Here is a 16,072-nt window from a genome sequence, read left to right as displayed (position 1 = left end):
GTCACCTCGCCACTCTCCGCCGGCCACCGGCGCGTCCTAGCAGCGGACGGAACGCGCTGACGATGGCGGCGGTGAACTCGGGATCGTTGATGTTGCGCTTGACGCGGATGATCTGGCGATTTCCGGTCTGGCGCACGGTGCGCTCCAGCGCGCGGAACAACGCCGCATCGGCATCAGGGTCCCAGAACGGCTGGCCCGGCGCATCGAGCGCGGAGACGCCACCTTCGGCGAGGAAGAAACGCACCGGCCCGTCCATCTGGTTGAGGCGTTCGCCGATCCAGCGGCCGATGCGCTCGTTCTCTTCAGGCGTCGTCCGCATCAATGTGACCTGCGGATTATGGACGTGGAATTTACGCTGCCGGTGGCGCTCCGGGATGGTGTCGGGCGCGCCGAAGTTCACCATGTCCAGTGCGCCGACCGAGCCGACATAGGGCACGCCGCTGCGGATGATGGCGCCGAAGCGATCGTCGGTCGCCGGGAACACGCCGCCCATCAGCAGATCGCAGACTTCGGTCGTGGTGAGGTCGATGACGCCGGCGAGCTGTCCGGACTCGACCAGCTTCTCCATCGAGCGGCCGCCGACGCCGGTGGCGTGGAACACCAGGCACTCGAAATCCTCGCGCAGGTCGGCGGCGATCTTCTGCACGGCCGGCGTGGTGACGCCGAACATGGTGATGCCGATAGCCGGAAGCTGAGCGCTCGTATCGCGCTGCCTGGCGGCCTGTTCATCGAGCCGCGCCTTGACCATGCCGACCAGGGCATGGGCGCCGTTGCCGAGCACGGCGCGCGAGATCGAATTAAGGCCCTGCACGTCGGTCACCGAATACATCATGGTGATGTCGGCGGGCCCGACATAAGGACCGACGTCGCCCGACGCGACCGAGGAGATGATCAGCTTCGGCACGCCGACCGGAAGCGCGCGCATGCCGGGCGCGACCAGCGACGCGCCGCCGGAGCCGCCGGCGGAGATGATGCCGGCGATGTTGCCCTGGCGGCGCAGCCAGCGCTCGAACGCCTCCGCCATCGCCGTGACCGAGGCGCCACGGTCGGCGCCGAACACACCGGAGCCGCCGCGGCCGTGGTTCAGCGCGATCTCCTGCGCGGTGACGTCGCAGCTCGCCGCCTTGCCGCTGGTCGAGACATCGACCAGCCGGGTGCGCAGGCCGCTGCCCGCGACGATATCGCGGATGAAGCGCAGCTCGGCGCCCTTGGTGTCGAGCGTGCCGACGACCAGCACGACCGGTGGTCCCGAAGTCTTCGACGTCGCGGGTTCGCGCCGCGTGCGGGCCGTCTCCTCGAGACGCGTGATCGCCGCGGATTGCGTCCGCGCGGCGGCCTCGATCCGGGCGATCGGCACCGGCTGCGACCAGCGCGTCGGGAGCACGGGGTTGGAGATGTAGATGCGCGCCGGCCCCTTGCGCTCCGGCTGCGGCGTGCCGACAGCTTCAGCTTTCGCTGGCGCCGCCTCGGCGTCGGTCTCATCCGAGCCGTGGGTGCCGACGCCGAGCAGCCGCTGTTGCAAGTCGCGGTCGGTCGCGAGGCGCGCGGAGTCGATGATGCGGTTGATGCGGCCGTTGACCATGATGGCGACGTTGCGCGACACCGCCGTCGCCACGCCGATGTTCTGCTCGATGACCAGCACGGACATGTCGCCTTCGTCGCCGAGGCGCAGCAGCATGTCCTCGACCTGGGCGACGATCACAGGCGCGAGGCCCTCGGTCGGCTCATCCATGATCAGGAGATGCGGGTTGGTCAGTAGCGCACGCGAGATCGCGAGCATCTGCTGCTCGCCGCCGGAGAGCTGGTTGCCGCCATTGTTCTTGCGCTCGGCGAGGCGCGGGAAGGTGTCGTAGATCCGCTCGATGGTCCAGGCGCCGCGGCGCAGGCCGCCGGCGAGCGCGAGGTGTTCGTCAACCGTCAGCGAGCGCCACAGCCGGCGGCCTTGCGGCACATAGCCGACGCCGAGCCGGGCGATCCGCGCCGGATTGAGCCGCGTGATCTCCTCGCCGCGGATCCGGATCGAGCCGCCGCTGGCGCGCACCAGGCCCATGATGGCCTTGCACAGCGTGGTCTTGCCCATGCCGTTGCGGCCGACCACCGAGAACACGCCGCTATCGAGCGTGAGATCGACGCCTTGCAGCGCGTGCGAATGGCCGTAATAGACGTCGAGGCCTTTCACCTCGAGCGCGGGCGCGGCACGGCGGTCATTCATGGCCGCCTCCGAGATAAAGCTCCTGCACCTCGGGATCGGATTCGATCTCGCGCGGCAAGCCTTCCTTGAAGATGCGGCCATTGTGCATCATCGTCACGCTCTCGACGACGCGTAGCGCAACGTCCATGTCGTGCTCGATGATGATGTAGCCGATATGCGCCGGCAGCGAGGTCAGGATCTCGATCAGCTCGCGTCGCTCGGTCGGCGACAGCCCCGCCGCGGGCTCGTCGAACAGGATGAAGCGCGGCGCGCCGGCCAGCGCCAGCGCGATCTCGAGCTGGCGCTGCTGTCCGTGCGCGAGCTCGGCGACGCGCTGGTCCTTCACACCAGAGAGGTGCACGGCCTGTACCAGCGTTTCGGTCGCGTGCATCAGAGCATCGTTCTGCCCCGGACGCAGGAACGAGAACCGTCCGCGCGAGACGCCGCGGCAGGCGAGGTAGACGTTGTCCTGCACGGTGAGACCGGGGAACAAAGCCGAGATCTGGTAGGTGCGGCGCAAGCCCCGTCGGATGCGCTCATAGGGCGGGAACTGGGTGATGTCCTCGCCGAAGAAGCGGATCGTGCCGGAGGAGGGCGGGAAGTCGCCGGTGATGCAGTTGAACAGCGTGGTCTTGCCGGCGCCGTTCGAGCCGAGCACCGCGCGCCGTTCGCCCGGCCGCACGGTGATGGTGACGTCGGTCAGCGCCGCCAGCGCGCCGAACAGCCGCGTCACGCCGCGCAGCTCCAGCGCCGCGCCGGCGCCGACCACGGACAGCCGCTGCGCGACGCTATCCATGGCGGCCTCCGCCTGAACGTTGCGTCGAAGACGTGTTGCGGCGGCGCCAGCGTTCCCACAGGCCGATCACGCCGTCCGACGACCAGAACACGATGGCGAGGAAGCCGAGCCCGATCAGCAGGCGGAAGCGGTTGCCGTCGAGGCCGAACTTGATCAGCACGTCGAGCGCGAAGGTGCGCAGCAGGACGAAGATCAATGCGCCGATGAACGGGCCGATCGGCCGCGTGATGCCGCCGACCACGGCGATGATCAGGACGTCGATGCAGGCGCCGACGCTCACCGAGCCCGGCGAGATCTGCCGGTAGTTCCAGACCTGCAGCACGCCGCCGAGCGCCGCGATGAAGGCGGCGAAGGCGTAGGCCGCGATGCGGTGGGCATTGGGGTTGAAGCCGAGGGCCGCCATACGGCGCGAATTGTCGCGGACGCCCTGCAGCGCGAGGCCGAACGGTGCGCGCGAGACATACTGGACGGCGAAGTAGCAGATCGCGGCGACCCCGAGCGTCACATAGTAGAAGGCGATATCGGTGCGCCAGTCGACGCCCAAGAAATGCGGCGTCGCGACGGTGTTGATGCCGGTGTGGCCGTTGAAGATCGCCCAGTTCTGGTTGGTGAAGTAGTAGAACGCCGCGCCGATCGCGAGCGTGATCATGATGGTGTAGATGCCCTCTGTGCGTACCGCGAGCGCGCCGCCGAGCGTGCCGAACAGCGTCGCCAGCGCCAGCGCCATCGGGGTTGCGAGCCACCACGGCCAGCCGAGGCTGATATTGGCGTTGCCGCTGACGCCGAACACCGCGACCATGTAGCCGGCGAAGCCCGCGATGGTGAGCTGCATCAGGCTGACCATGCCGCCATAGCCGGCCAGGAACATCAGGCTGAGCGCGATGACACCGAGGATCAGCGTGGTGGCGAAGATCTCGATCAGGAAGAAGCCGTTGGCGATCAGCGGCATGATCACAAGGATCAGCGCGACCAGCCAGGCCACGGGATTCTGGAATTCCGGCCAGGCGCGGAGCAGGGCGCGGCGGGTCGCGTTGGCGGATCGGTCGGGGCGGAACTGGGTGCTCTGCAGCAACGACATCTCATCGCCTCGCGAGCAGGCCCTGCGGCCGCAGCGCCAGCACCAGCACCATGATCAGGAAGGTGACGACGATGGCGTAGGTCGGGATGTAGACCGAGCCGAGCTGCTCGGCGAGGCCGATGATGACGGCGCCGAGCGCGGCTCCCGGGATCGACCCCATGCCGCCGACGATCACGACCACCAGCGAGGCGAGCAGGAAGCGGGTGTCCTCGCCGGGCGAGAGCGACTGGAAGGTGCCGCCGACGACGCCGGCAATGCCGGCAAGCCCCGCGCCGAGCGCGAACACCAGCACGAACACCAGCTGGATCCGCACCCCGGTCGCGGCCAGGATGTCGCGGTCGTCGACGCCGGCGCGCACGATCATGCCGATCCGGGTTCGGTTCAGCGCCAGCCACATCGCGATGCCGATCACGACCGAGGCTAAGAAGATCACCAGCCGCACCAGCGGATATTGCAGATAGACCGGCTCGCCGGATGATTTGATCGCGGTGAGCAGCGGCAGCTGCACCGGGCCGATCAGCCAGCTCGGGGTCTGGACCTGGTAGAAGTCGCCGCCGAACACCCAGAGCATCAGATCGGCGAACACGATCGAGAGCCCGATCGTCACCATGGTTTGGCGGAGGTCCTGTCCCTCCATGCGGCGGAACACGGCGAGCTGCAGGATCACCCCGACCAGCGCCACCGCGATGAAGGCGACGATGAAGGAGAGGATCCACGAGCCGGTCCAGGTGCTGATGGCGTAGCCGATATAGCCGCCGAACAGATAGAGCGAGCCGTGCGCCAGGTTGACGTTGCGCATCAACCCGAAGATCAGCGTGAAGCCGCTCGCCACCAGGAAATACAGCCCGCCGAGCGTGATGCCGTTCAGCACAGCGTTGAGGAACACGCGCTTGCGGCCGATCGCTGCCTCCAGCCCCGGCGGCCAGATCGCGAACACCAGCCACGCCAGCACCGCGACCGCGATGATCACGATCAGCGCCCAGGCCGGATGGCGTTCGATGAACCTGGCCATGTCAGTCGCGTTCCCTCAGTCGGTCGCGGCCGTCTGCCGGGCCACGTGTCCGTGCATCCTACCGAGGGCGAAAGCGTCGGATTTGATCGAGAGTATCTTTTATCGTCCGGTGCGGAACTCGCTCACGGCCGCAACACCTTGGCGGCGCGGCGATAGTCGGTCGGGGCCATGCCGACATTGGCGGCGAAGAAGCGGGTGAAGCCGCTCTGCGAGGAGAAGCCGAGATCGAAGCCGATATCGGCGATCGGCGCTTCGGTCGCGACCAGCGCATCCAGCGCCTGCTCCATGATCAGCGTGTTCATGTAGAGGTGAGGGGTGACGCCGGTTTGCGTCCGGAACAGCCGGTAGAAATGCGGCCGCGACAGCCCCGCTTCGCGCGCGATCGCATCGAGCTCGATCTCGGCGCCGGGGCTTTCCGACATCAGCTTGATCGATTTGCGGACGCGGAAATCGGTCACCGCAGCGGCGGCGGGAGCGCCCTCGGCCGCCTGCCAGCTCTCCTCGTAGCAGGAATCGATCAACTGCCTGAGCTCGCAATCGAGGCTGCGCAGCGACGGCGCGCCGCACACCAGTGCTGCGGTGCGGCGGATCAGCCGGTCGAGCGCCTCGGTGCGCGGAAAGAAGGTGCGGCCGAACCGCAGGCCCTGCGCCGTTGCGGGCTGCGGGGCGAACCACTCGGCGTTGACATAGAGCACGAAGAAGATCGCGCCGTGATCCATGTCGGTCGGCAGGAAATTATGCGGTTCCCACGGGTTGACCGCGACCACGGTGTCGTCCTTGAGCAGCAGGCGCTGCTCCGACACGTCGATCTGCGCCGGCGTGCCGCCGACATGAAAGATCAGGTGCCCTTCGCGGTGCGCATGCACGTTGAAGGGACGGTTCAACTGGTAGACCGTCGCGCGACCGAACCGGCCGTGGAAGACGGCAAGCGCCCTGCTCATGCCTCCCCTCCCGCGGGATGTTCTTGTCTTTTCGACAAGCGTTCATCATCCGCCCGCGGAAAGCAAGGGCGAGCAGGGCTCTTGATGCAACCGCGCGCCATGCCGCGGCCGCTCTGCCCGCACTGCAACAAATACGTCAGTACTTCTTGCACTCCGGGACCGTGCGGCTCGGCAGGCCGATCTTGGCGAAAACCGCCGGATCGTAGCCCAGCGTCTGGTTGACGTTCGGGATCACCTTCACGACCTTGGAGAACAGCGCGCCCTTGCCGTCATCGACCACCTCGGTGACGAAATTGGTGCCGATCGCCTGGCGGTTGGCGTCGAGCTTGATCTTGCCGTTCGGGGCGTCGATCTCGATCTTCGCCAGCGCATCCTTCAGCTTGGCCTGGTTGTTGGAGAGATCGCCATTGACCTGCCGCAGCGCCAGGATCAGCGCCATGGTCGAGCCGTAATAGTTGGTGGCGAGCAGCGACGGGCTCGGGAAGCGTTTGCTCTCCGGGAACGAGTCCTGATAGGCCTTGACGAACTTCTGCCAGCCCGGATCCTCCCAGGTGTCGGCCTGGCCGCTCGCCGCGATGGTGCCGATCAGCGCGTTCTTGGCGCTGCCCTTCGACGACAGGATGGTCTGGTCGATCATGATGGAGCCGCCCATCAGATGCGCCTTGCCGCCGGCCTGCTGATACTGGTTGAGGAAGTTGACCGCGTCGGCGCCGCCGAGGCCGAGATAGATCGCATCGACATCGTCGGGCAGCGCAGCAATGACCGAGGCGAAGTCCTTGGTGCCGAGCGGCACCCATTGCCGGTTGGTGACCTGGCCGCCGGCGCCGCAGAATTCCAGCACCAGGCCGAACACCTGGGTGTAGATGAAGGAGTAATCCTCGCCGACGGTCGCGATCTTGCGATAGCCCTTGGTCTCATAGGCGTATTTGCCGAGGCCGACCTGCCACTGCGCGCCGTCCATGTTGTAGCGGAAGAAGTTCGGCGCCGGATCGACATAGGTCGTCTCCTGCGCGCCGGAGGCGGCGTTGACGAAGGTCAGCTCCGGATGGGTCTTGGCGAAATTCTTCACCGCGATGCCTTCGTCACCGGACAGCGGCGACAGCAGGATCTGCACCTTGTCCTGCTCGATCAGCTTGCGCACCGCGCGCACCGCGGAGTCCGGCGTCGCGTCGGTCGAGGCGACGATGAATTCGAGTTCCTTGTCGCCGATCTTCTTGCCGAGCACGTTGAGCGCCGTCTGGTGGCCGCGCATGCCGTCCTCGCCGAGCACCGTGTAGGTGCCCTCGAGCGTTGCGGTGACGCCGACCTTGATCTTCTCCTGGGCGAACGCCGTGCCCGAAAGCAACAGGCTGCTCAACGCAATCAGTCCCAAACTGCTTTTCAACATCGCTTCCTCCCTCTGTGTTGTCGCCGGCGACCACGTGGCGAGAAGGCCGATGGGCGTCCGGTTGTTGCCGGCAAAGCTAGCCGAAGGGAGGCGCGGCGCGGATGTCGTCGCGCCGGGGGTGCTTAACGGGCAGTCTCATTTTGATTGTTGCGCCGCAACGAGTTTCGCGACGCAATGTCGCGGAGAGCGGCGGGTGCGTGGGGGGCAAGCAGACACATCCTCGATGTCGTCCCTGCGAAGCTACCAGACCCGTCATCCTGAGGAGCGCGTAGCGCGTCTCGAAGGATCGATGGCCACCAGCCGGGCCGTGCATCCTTCGAGGCTCGCTCCGCTCGCACCTCAGGATGACGGGCGTGAATCTGACGCACGTTCGAACAGCGCTGAAGATATGGCATCGCATTCTCGCGACATGATCTGTCCGAGTCTTGCATGTCCGCAGGGTCTTGCGCCGTCGGGCAACTCGGATGCAAGGGGCGGACGCTCACGCCCGCCCCCAATCCGCCATTGTCACTTCGTCGTGTAGCGGCCGTTGACGAGGATGGTCTGGCCGGTCATCCACCAGCCCTCGGACATATCCTTGATGTCGGTGAGGCCGGTCTTCGAGAAGCCGGACAGCGCTGCCGCCGATTTGTGATAGACGACCGCGTCAGGCGATCGGATGATTTTGCAACACCGCGCCGACGGTGCGGTTGCCTTCACGGATCGCAAAGCACGACCGCGCCTCGAGCGCGATCGGCTTGTTGAGTTCGATCGTGATCGGCGCCATTGCCGAGCTGGACGGTGGTGGCCGCGCTGATGGCAAGAGGCGCGGCGGTCGCGCCGAAGCGCCGCGCTGGCATTGCCGGCCTCCGGAGCGTATAGTTCGGCTGTACAGGTGACGGTCTCCCGAATGTCGATTTTCGCAAGCAAAACCGGTCTCCCAATCATCGCCGCAGTGCTCTGCCTCGGCGTTCAGCAGGCCCACGCCCAGGCCGGACCGGTGCGCTACTGGACCCCGGGCTCGCTGTTCGGCTTCGGCGGCAGCCTTGCCGATGGCCAGAAGGCGGACACTTACGGCAATTTTCCGAGCTTTGACGCCGCCGGTGCGCAGGGCGGCGACTTCTCGTATCTGAATGGCCGGCCGGACGGCTGGTTCGTCGGCGGCGAAGGTGGCCGTGTCGGCTGGAGCACGCTCGGCCAATCGGCGGCGTTCGGCGGGCTCGAATATCAGGGCGCGCAGGTCGGCTACAACTTCAAGGGCGTCGGCAATACACCCGTGACGTTCTTCGCCGGCTTCGACTCGTTGAAATACAATCCTCCCGGCGCCGGCGGACCGCTGGCGCCGTTCAGCGGCAATCCCGGCGTCAACGCCGGCTATTCGGCGCGTGCGGGAGTAGAGTTCCGCCCGAGCTCGAATGTCAGCCTGTCGTTCGGAGCGAGCTTCACCCAGCAAGGCGCGGAGCGCATGGATAGCGACATTCATTCGCAATTGCTGCCCGGCCAGTCTCCGGTCCTGTTCGGCGGCCGCTAGCGCTTCAGCGCAAGACTGCGGCGCCGCGGTCCTGATTCAACCAGAGCTTCAGCTGGAACCAAGAAGGCTCGAACTCACGGGCACAATCAGGATCGAAACATGGACATGCAAGGCAAGATCGCACTCGTCACCGCCGCGGCATCGGGCGCCGGCCGCGCCGGCGCGCGCATCCTGGCGCGCGAGGGCGCGGCGGTTGCGGTGGTCGACCAGAACGAGGCCGGCGCGAAGGCGGTGGTCGACGAGATCAAAAAGGGCGGCGGACGCGCGCTGGCGCTGGCCGGCGATCTGCGCGACGACAAGTTTTCGCGCGACATCGTCGCGGCGACGGTGAAGGAATTCGGTGCGCTCGACTGCGTCTGGAATCACCTCGGCATTCCCGGTCCGTCCGTGATCGACGATCTCGAAGGCTGGGATCTCAGCGTCGATCTCAATCTGCGCTCGCAGCTGATCACCACCAACGCGGCGCTGGGAGAGATGACGGCGCGGCGCAAGGGCAGCATCCTGTTCACCGCATCGACCTCAGGCCTGGTCGGCTCGCCGTGGAGCCCGACCTATTCGGCGGCCAAGGCCGGCGTGATCGGTCTGGCGCGGGCACTGGCCAAGCGCCACGCCAAGGACGGCGTGCGCGTCAATGCGATCTGTCCCGGCGCGATCGACACGCCGATGCTGCGGGTGTTCGTCAACCGGCCGGACCAGCCCGGCCACAACGAGGCCGATCCGGAAGAGCTGATCAAGGCCGCGGTCACCCGCAACCCGATGGGCCGCGCCGCGCGCCCCGAAGAGATCGCCGAGGTTGCAGTGTTCCTGCTGTCGGACAAGGCCTCGTTCGTCACCGGCATCGCGATGCCGGTCGACGGCGGGACGGTGGCGTAACGCGGCGTCTGTCAGGGCTGGTGACGATGTGGGCGCTCCACGTCATTGCGAGCCAACGGGTGCGCGAATGCGCGCCCGATGACAGGCTCCGCGAAGCAATCCATCGCGCCGCGAATAGGAATGGATTGCTTCGTCGCTTCGCTCCTCGCAATGACGGCGTCGAAAGTGTCGCGGGTCTTTCCTAGAACTTCGCCCTGATGCCCGCATAGGCGGCGAGCGGCATGCCGGGCACGAAGGCGCGGGGATCGCTCAGCTGCGCCATCAGGTTGGGTGCCGAGCCGGCGCTGACAAAGCCGCCGGTCTGATAGAACGCGCCGTTCAGATAGTAATGCTGGTTGAACACATTGTTGATCAGGCCGAACACCTCGATGTTCTTCGTGATCTGATATGACGTGTGCAGATTGACGACCGAGTAGGCCGGCACCTTCGGGCTCTGGTTGGTGTCGTCATGGATCAGCCACTGGCTGCCCACGACGTTGAGGTCGGCGCCGACCTTCCAGGCATCCGTGACGTTGTAGTCGACGCCGGCCTTGAAGCGGTGCGCGGGAATGCCGGGGATGTGGTCGCCCGGAGTGACGTTGACATATTGCACGCCGGCGTCGCTGATCAGCGCATTCGGATTGTTCGGCGAGGACAGCGTGATCGCGCTCTGATAGGTCGCGTTGACATAGGTGTAGTTGGCATAGGCGTTCCAGCGATCGAAGCGGTAGTCGAGCTTGGCCTCGATGCCCTGGCGCAAGGTCTGTCCGGCGTTCTGGAAGTATCCGAAATTGTTGACGCCGAGCGGGCTTGCCACGTGGATGATGTCGTCGTCGGACAGGGTGCGGAACGCGCCCAGCCCCCAGCTCAGCACGCCCGTCCTGGCATCGCGGCCCCAGCTGCCGCGCAGGCCCGCCTCGACGGTGTGCGACACCACCTGCTTGAGCGGCGGATCGGCGACCAGGAAGGTGTCGATCATGCAGGGATGGTTGGGATCGGAGCAGCCGAGCTCCAGCGGCGTCGGCGTGCGGTTGGCTTCCGAATAGCCGGCATAGGCAGTGAGGTTCGGCGTGATCTTGTAGGTGCCGCCGATCACCGGATTGAAGCGCTGGAAGCGGTTGCTGCTGTTGAGCAGGTCATTGGTCCCGGTCTGGTCCTTCAGATCGATCTGGGCGTAGTTGAATCGCCCGCCGGCCGTCACCGAGAACCTGTTGGTCACATCGAACGTGTCGGTGAGGTAGATGCCGGTGTAGGTGTTGGTGGCGCGCAGATCGACCGGGCTGAGACCTGCGTCGGGCTGGTTGATGAAGACGCCGGTGCCGGTCACGAACAGGTTGTTCGGATCGATCGTTCCGAGCTCGCTGGTTGCCGTGAACTTCGTATTGCCGTGGTCGACGCTGACACCCATCACGACGTGGTTGTCGTGCCCGAACAGCTTGTCCGAGTTGGTCAGCTGCGCCGTGCCGCCGAAGCTGTTGGTGGCGGCGCGGTTGCGGTCGATTTCGCCAAGGAAGGCGTTGCCGAGCGTGTTCGGAGTGGCTGGGCCATCGGCTGGACCGAAGACCGGAAGGCCGTCGCCGATGCACAAGGTCGTGGGATCGTCGCATGGCGCAACGTCAGTGCCGTTGCCATCGGCGTGGGTCTGCCGGAAGCCACGGAAATAGGCATTGCCCTGGAACGACCATGTGTCCGAGAAATTGTGGCTCAACGTCGCGTTGACGAAGGCGAGCTGCAGCAGCGTCGATTGCGGCCAGGTGTAGACGCTGGACCAGCGCTGGTTGAGCAGCTCGACCGGCGTTGCCGCGACGTTGCCGAGCAGGTTGCTGGCGCCGGTGAAGTTGACATGGAATTCGGTGTCATCGTTGCGCGCGCCGACGTCGACATACATCCGGTTGATGTGCGACGAATTCGCATGGTCGCGCCAGCCGCGATCATAGGCGGATTCGAACGCCGCATAGGCGGAGATGTTGTCCCGCTGGCCGCCGGCCTGCACGCTGCCCTGCACACGTCCGTAGGATCCGCCGAACAGTTCCGCCTCGGAGCCCTGATAGGTGAAGCCGTTCTTCATCTGGATGCTGAGCGCGCCGCCGATCGCGTTCAGGCCGAAGATCGGGTTGTTGGGCACCAGCGAAACCCGGTCGATGGCCTTTTCCGGGATGAAATCCCAGTTCACCACGTCGCCCCAGGATTCGTTGATGCGCACGCCGTTCTGATAGACCGCGATGCCCTGCGGCGTGCCCTGAACCGGCGAGGCGACGAAGCCGCGGTAATCAAGCGTGCGCTGGAACGGGTTGCCGGTCTGGTCGGTGAGCGTGACGCCGGGCAGCTTGCGGTTCACCGAGTCGAGGAAGTTGGTCGAATAGTTGCGGCTGAAATCCGCCGCGGTCAGCACCTCGGTGTTGGACGGGATCTTGTCGCGATCGAGCAGGCTCGAGTCGCGCTCGGACGGGCCCGGAACGCCAGCGCCGCCTTCGGGCGCTGCCGCGGTTTGCGCCGGCGCAGCCCGTGTCCGAGCGGTCCGCGAGGTCCGCACCACCGGCCGCGACGCGGGCTTGATGCTGCGCGTGCCCGACAGCGGCGAGGGGGCAATCACGGTGACCGGCGGCAACTCGGTCGGGGCGGCGGTCTGGGCGCCCGCAGTCAGCGGCGCTGCGGCTCCGATGGCGGTGAGCACGGCCGCAGCGCCGCGCGTATGGACCGAAGAAGACAGAAACCGTGTTGCCGTACGCAACAACGTACCAGCCATAACGCCCACCCCATTGTCGCGGTTCGGCTTTTATCCCCGACGAACCCCGGCTTCGAGACTGCGGGAGCGCCGGTGCTTTGGCAAACGAGATGTGTCCCGGGAGGGCGGGAATCTTTTCCATCGATGATCGGGAAAAATTCCCGATGCCGATGGACGGACAGCCGGGGGGGTCATTCCGGACTGCTTTACGCAAATTCGTGCCCAAGAAGCGGGCATTCCCGCCTCTTGGGCAACGGCGACGGTCTAGTCCTTGAACTCGCAGCCGAGCCGCTGCAGGGCCTCATCGACCCAGCGGCGGTCGCTGGTGCCGGCGAGGATCTGCTGGATCGCCTTCTCCTCGGTTGCCTTCTTGGCCTCGGTCAGCTTGCAGATCGCCTCGGCGTCGCCATGGGGTACGCAGAGCACGCCGTCATCGTCGGCCACGATGAGATCGCCGGGCTCGACGATCATACCGTCGATCGAGATCGCGCAATTGATCTCGCCCGGGCCGTCCTTGTAGGGGCCGCGATGGGCGACGCCGGCGGCGAACACCGGGAACGAGCCAGCGCGGATCGCACCGGCGTCGCGGATCGAGCCGTCGATCACGAAACCCGCCACGCCCTTCTTCTCGGCCAGCGTCGACATGATCTCGCCGATGATGGCGTTGACCAGCACGCCGCCGGCATCGACCACGATCACGTCGCCGGGCTGGGCCAGGTCGATCGCCTTGTGCACCATCAGATTGTCGCCGGGCCGGGTCTTCACGGTCAGCGCCGGGCCGCCGAGCCAGCCGCCTTTATGCATCGGCCGCAGCCGGTTGGTGCCCGCGATCCGCGACATCACGTCGCTGATATTGGCGACCGGCAGCGTGCGGTAGCGCGCGACGAGGTCGGGCGACACTTTCCGCTTCGCCTTGTGAATTGCAAATCCTATGGCCATCGGTGTTCTCCGAAGTTTGTGTTGGGCGTGATTGCACGTTTGCAATCAAGATGACGGAAATACTGTGCTCGCAGGACTATCACCGTCATTGCGAGCGAAGCGAAGCAATCCATGCTTCCGCATATGCGGCGCGATGGATTGCTTCGTCGCTTCAGCGCAAAATTGCTTTGCAATTTTGTCGCGAGCTCCTCGCAATGACGGGGCTGATACATCGCTCAGTGCGCGCGGCGGTCGAGATGGGCGTTGAGGCGAGGATAGACGCGGCGGGCATTGCCTTCAAAGATCTTGGCCTTGTCCTCGGCGCTCAGCGGCAATGCGTCGATGTAGCGGCGGGTGTCGTCGAAGTGATGACCCGTTTCCGGATCGATGCCGCGGACCGCACCGACCATTTCCGACGCGAACAGGATGTTCTCGACCGGGATCACCCGGGTCAGCAGCTCGATGCCGGGCAAATGATAGACGCAGGTGTCGAAGAACACATTCTTCAACAGATGCTCCGACAGCGGCGGCAGCTTCATGTCCTGCGCGAGCCCGCGGTAGCGGCCCCAGTGATAGGGCACCGCGCCGCCGCCATGCGGGATGATGAACCGCAAAGTCGGGAAGCGCTTGAACAGGTCCGAGGTCAGGAACTGCATGAAGGCGGTGGTGTCGCCGTTGAGGTAATGCGCGCCGGTGCCGTGGAAGCAGGGATTGCAGGACGAGCTGACATGGACCATCGCCGGGACGTCGAGCTCGACCATCTTCTCGTACAGCGGATACCACCATTCATCCGTCAGCGGTGGATCGCACCAATAGCCGCCGGCGGGATCGGGATTGAGGTTGCAGCCGACGAAACCGAGTTGGGTCACGCAGCGCTCCAGCTCCTCGATGCAGTTTTTGGGCTGCACGCCCGGGCTCTGCGGCAGCTGGCAGACGGGGACGAAGTTCTGCGGAAACAGCGTGCAGACCCGGTGCACGAGGTCGTTGCAGATCGTGGTCCATTCACGGCTGGTTGCTTCCTTGCCGACATGATGCGCCATGCCGGCGGCGCGCGGCGAGAAGATCGTGACGTCTGTGCCGCGCTCCTTCTGCAAACGGAGCTGCGCGCCCTCGACGCTCGAGCGGATCTCGTCATCGGTGATGCCGAGATTGGTGCTGAGCGGCCGGCGCGATCTGTCGGCGAGACCGGCGAGCTGCTTGTCGCGGAAGATCTGCAGCTTGGCTGGCTCGGTGGTATAGTGGCCGTGACAATCGATGATCATGGTTGCGTCCTTGGTAGTGTCATGAGTGGGCGACGGATGACGGGATCGCGCCCGAAAGTTCCGTCTCGCGCGGTTTGACGCGCATGGTGGCGGCGATGGCGGAGGCGACGAACAGGAAGCCGGCGATGCCGACCAGCGCCCAGGAAAAGCTTCCGGTGGAGTCCTTGATCAGCCCGATGCACCACGGGCCGATCAGGCCGCCGAACTGCGCCAGCGTGTTGACCATGGCGATCGAGGCGGCGCCGGCCGCGCCGGTCAGCAGCGAGGCGTTGATGCTCCAGAACAATGGATTGCCGGCGTTGAGGCTGAAGCCGACGATGCAGAGGAACACGAAAGCCAGCACCGGGCTCGTGACATAGGCGCTGCCGAGCATCGCGACCGCGGCGAGCAGATAGACGGCCGCGAGATGAAACTTGCGATCGCCTGTCTTGTCCGAACTGCGGCTGACCACGATGGTGCCGACCACGCCGAGCAGCGGCGGGATCGCCGAGAGGAAGCCGACCTGGATGTTGCTGAGATCGCCCATGCCCTTGATGATCTGCGGCAGCCACAGCAAGAGGCCATAGATGCCGACCAGCGCGCAGCCGAACAGTGCCGCCAGCAGCCAGACTCGGATATCGAGCACGCATTCGATCAACCTGTGCTGCCCCTGTTGCTCGATCTCGGCCCGCTCGGCGGCGAGCTCGCCCTCCAGCCAGGCGGCCTGTTCCTTGGTGAGCCAGCTCGCCTTGGCCGGGCGGTCGGTCAGATAATAGAGCGTGAACAGGCCGAGCAGAATGGTCGGCACACCCTCGGCGATGAACATCCATTGCCAGCCATGCAGGCCAGCCATGCCGTCATACCAGGTCATGATGCTGGTCGAGATCGGCCCGCCGGCTACAGCCGAGAACGAGCCGGCGATGATGTAGCCGGCAACCGCCCGGGCGCGGTAGCGCGAGGGGAACCAGTAGGTCAGGTAGAGCACGACGCCGGGCATGAAGCCGGCTTCCGCGACGCCGAGGCCGAACCGCATCACGTAGAGGCTGAGCGGATTCCAGACAAAGGCGGTGAGCGTGGCGACGAGGCCCCAGGTGATCAGGATCCGCGCCAGCCAGATCCGCGCCCCGAGCCAATGCAGCATCAGATTGCTCGGCACCTCGAGCACCATGTAGCCGAGGAAGAAGATGCTGGCGGCAAAGCCGAAGATCGCGGAGCTGAGGCCGAGATCCTTGTTCATCGTCAGCCCGGCATAGCCGAGATTGATGCGGTCGAGATAGTTGAAGAACATCATGACGAACAGGATCGGGATCAGCCGCCAGTACACCCGGCGGATGGTTTGCTCTTCGAGCTCGCTGACGGAGGCCTGGCCCATTGGATTCTTCCCTTGCTTTTTGTTGTCGCGCCTGTGATCCGAACCGGGC

General features: G+C 65.7%; 12 protein-coding genes and 1 pseudogene. 2 read left to right on the top strand and 11 right to left on the bottom strand.

Annotation, left to right across the window (positions count from 1 at the left end):
- Position 1: 1 nt before the first annotated feature.
- The 7 genes and pseudogenes from FBZ93_RS18550 to FBZ93_RS18520 all read right to left on the bottom strand — a co-directional run.
- Entirely contained in the window at positions 2-2,212 is a 2,211-nt protein-coding gene (locus tag FBZ93_RS18550) for an ABC transporter permease (RefSeq protein ID WP_146987314.1), read from the bottom strand.
- The gene (locus FBZ93_RS18545) at positions 2,205-2,987 is read right to left on the bottom strand and encodes an ABC transporter ATP-binding protein (protein ID WP_016847809.1); all 783 of its coding nucleotides are present in this window, start codon (positions 2,985-2,987) and stop codon (positions 2,205-2,207) included. Before FBZ93_RS18545 ends, FBZ93_RS18550 begins: the two co-directional genes overlap by 8 nt.
- Positions 2,980-4,065 (bottom strand): branched-chain amino acid ABC transporter permease, encoded by a 1,086-nt coding sequence (locus FBZ93_RS18540; RefSeq protein WP_146987313.1) that lies wholly within the window; start codon positions 4,063-4,065, stop codon positions 2,980-2,982. The genes FBZ93_RS18545 and FBZ93_RS18540 overlap by 8 nt, the downstream gene beginning before the upstream one ends.
- 1 nt (position 4,066) lies before the next feature.
- The gene (locus FBZ93_RS18535) at positions 4,067-5,077 is read right to left on the bottom strand and encodes a branched-chain amino acid ABC transporter permease (protein ID WP_146987312.1); all 1,011 of its coding nucleotides are present in this window, start codon (positions 5,075-5,077) and stop codon (positions 4,067-4,069) included.
- A gap of 122 nt (positions 5,078-5,199) precedes the next feature.
- On the bottom strand, positions 5,200-6,018 hold the full coding sequence (locus tag FBZ93_RS18530; RefSeq protein WP_146987311.1) for a helix-turn-helix transcriptional regulator: 819 nt from the start codon (positions 6,016-6,018) through the stop codon (positions 5,200-5,202).
- A gap of 136 nt (positions 6,019-6,154) precedes the next feature.
- The gene (locus FBZ93_RS18525; protein ID WP_050425097.1) at positions 6,155-7,405 is read right to left on the bottom strand and encodes an ABC transporter substrate-binding protein; all 1,251 of its coding nucleotides are present in this window, start codon (positions 7,403-7,405) and stop codon (positions 6,155-6,157) included.
- A gap of 507 nt (positions 7,406-7,912) precedes the next feature.
- Positions 7,913-8,053: pseudogene (locus FBZ93_RS18520) on the bottom strand (SDR family oxidoreductase); the annotation flags it as partial.
- Between the two features lie 241 nt (positions 8,054-8,294).
- Here FBZ93_RS18520 and FBZ93_RS18515 point away from each other — a divergent pair.
- Both FBZ93_RS18515 and FBZ93_RS18510 read left to right on the top strand, forming a co-directional pair.
- Entirely contained in the window at positions 8,295-8,915 is a 621-nt protein-coding gene (locus FBZ93_RS18515; protein WP_167529093.1) for a hypothetical protein, read from the top strand.
- Between the two features lie 99 nt (positions 8,916-9,014).
- A complete protein-coding gene (locus tag FBZ93_RS18510; protein WP_146987310.1) occupies positions 9,015-9,788 on the top strand; it encodes an SDR family NAD(P)-dependent oxidoreductase in 774 nt (257 codons plus the stop codon).
- A 181-nt stretch (positions 9,789-9,969) separates the two neighbouring features.
- Here FBZ93_RS18510 and FBZ93_RS18505 read toward each other — a convergent pair whose 3' ends face one another.
- The 4 genes from FBZ93_RS18505 to FBZ93_RS18490 form a co-directional block, all read right to left on the bottom strand.
- Complete coding sequence (locus FBZ93_RS18505) at positions 9,970-12,441, bottom strand: TonB-dependent receptor (RefSeq protein WP_433995421.1); 2,472 nt, start codon at positions 12,439-12,441, stop codon at positions 9,970-9,972.
- Between the two features lie 315 nt (positions 12,442-12,756).
- A complete protein-coding gene (locus FBZ93_RS18500; protein ID WP_146987309.1) occupies positions 12,757-13,431 on the bottom strand; it encodes an RraA family protein in 675 nt (224 codons plus the stop codon).
- 215 nt (positions 13,432-13,646) lie between these two features.
- Entirely contained in the window at positions 13,647-14,672 is a 1,026-nt protein-coding gene (locus FBZ93_RS18495; RefSeq protein ID WP_146987308.1) for an amidohydrolase family protein, read from the bottom strand.
- 19 nt (positions 14,673-14,691) lie between these two features.
- The gene (locus FBZ93_RS18490; RefSeq protein WP_146987307.1) at positions 14,692-16,023 is read right to left on the bottom strand and encodes an MFS transporter; all 1,332 of its coding nucleotides are present in this window, start codon (positions 16,021-16,023) and stop codon (positions 14,692-14,694) included.
- Positions 16,024-16,072 lie beyond the last annotated feature (49 nt).

The sequence above is a fragment of the Bradyrhizobium macuxiense genome (assembly GCF_007993935.1).
Classification (GTDB): Bacteria; Pseudomonadota; Alphaproteobacteria; order Rhizobiales; family Xanthobacteraceae; genus Bradyrhizobium; species Bradyrhizobium macuxiense_A.
The sequence above is the reverse complement of the archived record's forward strand: the minus strand, read 5'-3'. Positions and strand labels throughout refer to the sequence as shown.

Coding starts and splice junctions, on each gene's coding strand:
- FBZ93_RS18550 (WP_146987314.1), bottom strand. CDS start 2,212: ATGAATGACCGCCGTGCCGCGCCCGCGCTCGAGGTGAAAGGCCTCGAC.
- FBZ93_RS18545 (WP_016847809.1), bottom strand. CDS start 2,987: ATGGATAGCGTCGCGCAGCGGCTGTCCGTGGTCGGCGCCGGCGCGGCG.
- FBZ93_RS18540 (WP_146987313.1), bottom strand. CDS start 4,065: ATGTCGTTGCTGCAGAGCACCCAGTTCCGCCCCGACCGATCCGCCAAC.
- FBZ93_RS18535 (WP_146987312.1), bottom strand. CDS start 5,077: ATGGCCAGGTTCATCGAACGCCATCCGGCCTGGGCGCTGATCGTGATC.
- FBZ93_RS18530 (WP_146987311.1), bottom strand. CDS start 6,018: ATGAGCAGGGCGCTTGCCGTCTTCCACGGCCGGTTCGGTCGCGCGACG.
- FBZ93_RS18525 (WP_050425097.1), bottom strand. CDS start 7,405: ATGTTGAAAAGCAGTTTGGGACTGATTGCGTTGAGCAGCCTGTTGCTT.
- FBZ93_RS18515 (WP_167529093.1), top strand. CDS start 8,295: ATGTCGATTTTCGCAAGCAAAACCGGTCTCCCAATCATCGCCGCAGTG.
- FBZ93_RS18510 (WP_146987310.1), top strand. CDS start 9,015: ATGGACATGCAAGGCAAGATCGCACTCGTCACCGCCGCGGCATCGGGC.
- FBZ93_RS18500 (WP_146987309.1), bottom strand. CDS start 13,431: ATGGCCATAGGATTTGCAATTCACAAGGCGAAGCGGAAAGTGTCGCCC.
- FBZ93_RS18495 (WP_146987308.1), bottom strand. CDS start 14,672: ATGATCATCGATTGTCACGGCCACTATACCACCGAGCCAGCCAAGCTG.
- FBZ93_RS18490 (WP_146987307.1), bottom strand. CDS start 16,023: ATGGGCCAGGCCTCCGTCAGCGAGCTCGAAGAGCAAACCATCCGCCGG.